Origin of the sequence: Sodalinema sp. (assembly GCF_046483825.1) — a bacterium.
Lineage (GTDB): Bacteria > Cyanobacteriota > Cyanobacteriia > Cyanobacteriales > Geitlerinemataceae > Sodalinema.
Map to the genome: position 1 here is coordinate 1 of NZ_JAWOCL010000113.1, position 5540 is coordinate 5540.

The following is a 5540-nucleotide window of genomic DNA, read 5'->3' on the forward strand; positions in this document are numbered from 1 at the left end:
CCTAAAAACTGCCGGAACGCACCGCGTTTGGATTCTAAACACATTAGAAACCCAATAAAAATAAAACCAAAAACGGTAGGGTGCGTCCCGGCTTGCAACCCTTTTTGGCTTCGACCAACACCCTAAAAACTGCCGGAACGCACCGCGTTTGGATTCAGGGTGATAAGAAACAATCATGACAGATTACATCCGTTGCAGTAGGGGCGAAAAATTTTTCGCCCCTACTTCCCAATACAAAAACGGCTAAAAATGCGATCAAGAACAGACTCCGTAATCTCCTCCCCCGTAATTTCTCCTAAAGCGCGAATCCCATCCCGTAAATCAATCGTCCAAAAATCGAGCGGTAACCCCTCCTCAATCGTATTCTGAACCTGTTGCAACGCCAACTTGGCCCGCGTTAACGCCGCCGCCTGACGTTGATTAATACAAAAATCTAAATTGCTAATCTCCACATCCTTCGCATTCGCCTTCTCCAAAATTGCCGCTTCCAACCCCTCAATCCCCTCCTGTCGCGCCGCCACCGTACAAACCGGAGCCGTACAATAGGGAAGTTGCGGTAGTTGAGCCACCAAATCGCACTTATTAAGGATGGTAATGACCGGCCGATCGCACACCCGCCGATAAATCGCCTCATCCTCCGCCGTCCACCCCGACAGCGCATCCAGGACCAACAAGACCAAATCCGCCTCCTGCAACGCCTGGCGCGATCGCTCCACCCCGATTTTTTCAATGCGATCGCTCGTCTCCCGAATCCCCGCCGTATCCAGGACTTGCACCGGGATTCCCCGTACCACCAACTGCGACTCCACCACATCCCGCGTCGTCCCCGGTAAATCCGTCACAATCGCGCGATCGCTACGACTCCAAGCATTCAACAAACTAGATTTTCCCACATTGGGGCGACCCACGATCGCCACCTTCAACCCCGTCCGTAACAACTCCCCCTGACTCGCCGTCGCCTCAATCCTCTCCATCTCCCGCAACACCGCCGCCAGATCCCCAGCCACCGCCATCTCATCCAACGGCGGTAAATCCTCCTCAAAATCCACCCGCGCCTCAATTTCAGCCAAAATATCCAAACATTGACTCCGTAACTGACGAATCGGCCCGGCCAGCTTTCCCTGAACCCCCGCCAACGCCGCCTGAGACGCCGCCTGAGACTGCGCCCCCACCAAATCCGCAATACTTTCAGCCTGAGTTAAATCAATCCGTCCATTGAGAAACGCCCGTAACGTAAACTCCCCAGGCGTCGCCAAACGAGCCCCCGCCTGCAAACATAACTGCAACACCTCCTGCACCACCATCATCCCCCCGTGACAGTGAAATTCCACCACATCCTCGCGCGTATAAGAGCGAGGCGCTACCATAAGTAACAACAGGGCTTCATCCACCAGCAGCGAGGTTTGCGGATGACGGATCGTTCCGTAAAGAATACGATGCGTCTCCCAGACTTGTTGTCCTGGGGCGTGAAACAACCGCCGGGCGATCGCGATCGCACCCTCCCCCGACAACCGCACAATTCCGACACTTCCCTGTTGTGGGACAACCGCCGTGGCGATCGCCGCGATCGTCTCCCGCCGTAGCACTGCTTCAGACATTCGTGAATGCTCGTATTAAATAGCCTTGTTATCCTAGTCTGTTGTACAGTCCCTTGACAGTCAACTGTGTTTTCCCAGGCGATCGCCCCCGCCCAACCGATTCAGATTTACCTTAGATTCCCCCTTTCCAACCGTTGCACCCACCTATGACTCAACCTCTCGGCTCACGACTTCTAAACCAACTCATTCGCCTCATCGAACGAGGTTGGCGGATTAGCCGCTACTACTACCGGCGACTCATCCGCCTCCAAGATCCCCCCAAATATATCGCCCGAGGTGTCGCCGTTGGCGTCTTTGCCGGTTGTTTTCCCTTTTTTGGCATGCAAACCCCCATCAGCATCGTCCTAGCCGTTCTCCTCCGGGGTCATAAACTTTGTGCCGCCGTCTGTACCTGGATCAGTAACCCCCTCACCTACGTTCCCATCTATTGGCTGAACTTCCAAATTGGGCAATCGCTCCTTCGTTCAAGTCATGACGCTCCCAGCCAATGGGACTCCCTAGACGTTTTTCTCGACGAAACCGGCGAATTATTTGCCGACTTACTCGTGGGTTCCCTGGTGACCGGAACGATTCTCAGCCTAGCCAGTTACATTGGCACAGTCCGGCTCGTCAAAGCCTGGCGAGCTAAACAAGAACGACAACGACAACAGGACCAACAACGAAAGAAATACCGCCGTCATAACCCCCATCCATCCCAACTCATCTCATCCAACCGCTAATTACATTCCCTCAAGACATTCCCTCAAGACATTCCCTCAAGACATTCCCTCAAGAGCATTCACCGACCCTGCACCCGAAAATGTTGTCCAGTATAATTAAGACCAGAGATTTGTCGAGTTGGAGCGTCCCGATGTGGCAGGTGCGAGCAAAACCCTAGTGATCGGCACTCTTTTAGATAGACGCTATCGCATCATCAAAATTTTGGGATCAGGGGCCTTTGGCCAAACCTATCTCGCCGCTGACGTTCGTCGTCCTGGATTACCCAAATGCGTCGTCAAGCAACTCTCTCCCGTCAAGGGAGGAATGGAATGCCTCGAAACCGCCAAACGCCTCTTTGAACAAGAAGCCGAAACCCTCGAACAACTCGGCAGTCACGATCGCATCCCCCGGCTGTTGGCCTACTTCCAAGAAGAGCAACGGCTCTATCTCGTCAAAGAATACGTTGACGGCCATCCCCTCAGCGAAGAAATCCTCCCCGGACAGGCCCTCCCCGAAGCCACCGTGGCCCAAATTTTGTGGGATATCCTACAAATCCTGGTTTTCGTCCACCAGCATGAAGTCATCCACCGCGACGTTAAACCCGAAAATATCATCCGTCGCGACCATGACCAAGAACTAATCCTCATTGACTTCGGGTCCGTCAAAGCCCTCAGCCAACAAATTGCCCAAGACGATGCCCTACGAACCATCGCCGCCGGAACCCCCGTTTATATGCCCATTGAGCAGTTCCAGGGCAACCCTCAATACAACAGCGACATCTATGCCCTCGGGGCGATCGCCGTTCAAGCCCTCACCGGCGTCTCCCCCAACAACCTGCCCAAACTCCAAGACGAATCAGGAACCCTCATCTGGCGCAAACGCACCCAAGTCTCCGACGATCTAGCCGCCGTCATCGACAAAATGGTGGTCTACTCATGCAGCAAACGCTATCAATCCGCCCAGGACGTCTTAGACGACCTCGCCCCCATCCTAGAGCGTTATCAAGACAACACCGACACCGACAGCCCCCCAGACGAGGAGACCACCGACATTGTCGCCAGCCCATCCCCCTCTCGTCCCTGGATTGCCTGGGCTGGGGGCCTTATGCTGCTATTGCTAACCCTAGGCCTAGCCGTTTGGCTCTGGCAACGTCCCCGCGAAAGCCGCGCCCAAGACTTTTACGATCGCGCCCTCAATAACGTCGAACAGGGCCAGCCTGACGCCGCCCTACAAGCACTCGATCAAGCCATTCGCCATAACCCCAACCATAGCCAAGCCTATTACCAACGGGCCAATCTACGCTTCGATCGCGCAGACCATGACGGGGCCATCGCCGACTACAGCAAAACCCTAGACCTCGAACCCAACAACACCGACGCCCTCTATAACCGAGGCTTAGCCCGAGCCAAAGCCGGGGACTTAGAAGCCGCCCTAACAGACTTTTCCCAAGTCTTGCAAGAATCCCCCAACGATGGCCAAGCCTATTACCAACGGGCCTTAATCTCCTATCAACTCGGGGATTACCACTCCTCCATCGAAGATTACACCCAAGCCATCCTCCAAGATCCCAATTCCCCCAACGCCTATCTCAACCGTGGCCTCGCTCACGCCGCCGCCGGAGATTCCACCGCCGCCATTTCCGACTACACCCAAGCCATTCGCCTCGATCCTGAGTATGTCAACGCCTACTACAGCCGAGGTCGGACTCGCTTCAACATGGGTGAATATAGTGGGGCTGAACAGGACTACAGCCAAGCCTTGTCCTTAGATCCCGACCATACGAAAGCCCTCGTCAACCGCTGTAGTGTCTATTTGAACTTAGCCAACTATGAGGCCGCCGTTGAAGACTGTACGAAAGCCCTAGAGTTAGCTGGAGATGATTGGGTCGCCTACAACAATCGCTGCGTCGCTTACTATAATTTGCAGCAATACACTGAGGCCATCGCCGATTGTAGCCAAACGATTGCATTAAATCCCAACCACGCAAAAGCCTATAGTAATCGCGGTATGGCGAAAGGAGCCTTAGGGGATCTTGAGGGGGCGATCGAAGACTACAGCCGCGCCATTGAGTTAGAACCGGATAATCCCGTGGCCTTTAGTAACCGAGGAACCGTCTATATGGAGTTAGGCAATTATCGACAGGCTATGCAAGACCATACCCAGGCCTTACGGCTCAACGATGAATCGCCGACTCCCTATTTTAACCGGGCCATCGTTCGCGAGCAGCTTCAGGATATTTCTGGGGCCATTGCTGATTATGAGCGTGGGGGGCAAGTTTGCCTCGATGTGGGCCGAGTCGACTGCTATCGACGGGCTAGAGAAGAGATTGAACGCCTCGGTGGAGGGTGAGCCTATTGAGGAGATTCCGGTCTCCGACGCTTATCCGGCGAAAGGAACGGGAACTCGTTGACGCAAATCGAGAAGAACCTCCATCAGATGCGGACTTTCACTGAGGGTGTCACTGAGGTAGAGATGTGGCCCGGACCGCGATCGCAACTGTTCACCAATGGCATCAGTCAGCCCACCAGGACAGAGGAAGTAGGGCAACACCCCCACTCGCTCATATCCCGCTTGCTGATAGTCGTTCAGTTGCATCTCTAAACTTGGCTCAACGGACCAATAGGCGGGACGAACCGGGCAGCCCACTTGTTCAGGAAGTTGGGCGGCGAGAGCTTCAATCGGGGCATTTCCCCCCGGACGACGACTACCATGGGCCAGGAGAATCCAAGCCTGACAATCAGGCTGGGCCTGGATTTGCTCCCGCAGGACTTGGCTGAGTCCTTCATGACTGCCGAGGTAGGGCAAAATCTCAATGGTTTGGCTGTCGGGGAGTTGCGATCGCGCGATCGCAACTTCTTCGGGAATATCCTCCCTCACATGGACTCCCGGCAGCAAAAACAAGGGCAAAATCTGCACGGGCGATCGCACCTGCTGACAAAACTGCTGTAATTGCTCATGCAGCGGTTGCGGTTGACAGTCGAGGGCCGCCGTTCCCACAGGATGCCCCCCCAGTCGTTCCCTCATCCGAGCCGCTAAATGGTCCACAATCTGGGCGGGGCGAGGATCGCGGCTACCATGAGCCACAAGGAGATAGGCGGGAGAAGACATAGGTTACGCGGTTGACGGATCTCTTTTTAAGATAGCAAAAGGCAAGAGGCAAAAGGCAAAAGGCAAGAGGCAAGAGGCAAGAGGCAAGAGGCAAAAGAAGGGAACAGGGAACAGGGAACAGGGAACAGGGAACAG

At 54.7% G+C, this 5540-nt stretch carries 4 protein-coding genes; 2 read left to right on the forward strand and 2 right to left on the reverse strand.

Going from position 1 to position 5540, the window contains the following annotated elements; all coding sequences use genetic code 11:
• Positions 1–221 precede the first annotated feature (221 nt).
• The gene (gene mnmE / locus R6U67_RS07210; RefSeq protein WP_410251914.1) at positions 222–1598 is read right to left on the reverse strand and encodes a tRNA uridine-5-carboxymethylaminomethyl(34) synthesis GTPase MnmE; all 1377 of its coding nucleotides are present in this window, start codon (positions 1596–1598) and stop codon (positions 222–224) included.
• A gap of 146 nt (positions 1599–1744) precedes the next feature.
• Here mnmE and R6U67_RS07215 point away from each other — a divergent pair, with 146 nt between their 5' ends.
• Both R6U67_RS07215 and R6U67_RS07220 read left to right on the forward strand, forming a co-directional pair.
• A complete protein-coding gene (locus tag R6U67_RS07215; protein WP_410251915.1) occupies positions 1745–2317 on the forward strand; it encodes a DUF2062 domain-containing protein in 573 nt (190 codons plus the stop codon).
• A gap of 133 nt (positions 2318–2450) precedes the next feature.
• Positions 2451–4646, forward strand: a complete 2196-nt coding sequence (locus R6U67_RS07220) for a tetratricopeptide repeat protein (RefSeq protein ID WP_410251916.1) — start codon at positions 2451–2453, stop codon at positions 4644–4646.
• A 30-nt stretch (positions 4647–4676) separates the two neighbouring features.
• Here R6U67_RS07220 and R6U67_RS07225 read toward each other — a convergent pair whose 3' ends face one another.
• Positions 4677–5405, reverse strand: coding sequence for a sirohydrochlorin chelatase (locus R6U67_RS07225; protein ID WP_410251917.1), 729 nt, complete (start codon positions 5403–5405; stop codon positions 4677–4679).
• Between the last annotated feature and the right edge of the window lie 135 nt (positions 5406–5540).

Coding starts and splice junctions, on each gene's coding strand:
- mnmE (WP_410251914.1), bottom strand. CDS start 1,598: ATGTCTGAAGCAGTGCTACGGCGGGAGACGATCGCGGCGATCGCCACG.
- R6U67_RS07215 (WP_410251915.1), top strand. CDS start 1,745: ATGACTCAACCTCTCGGCTCACGACTTCTAAACCAACTCATTCGCCTC.
- R6U67_RS07225 (WP_410251917.1), bottom strand. CDS start 5,405: ATGTCTTCTCCCGCCTATCTCCTTGTGGCTCATGGTAGCCGCGATCCT.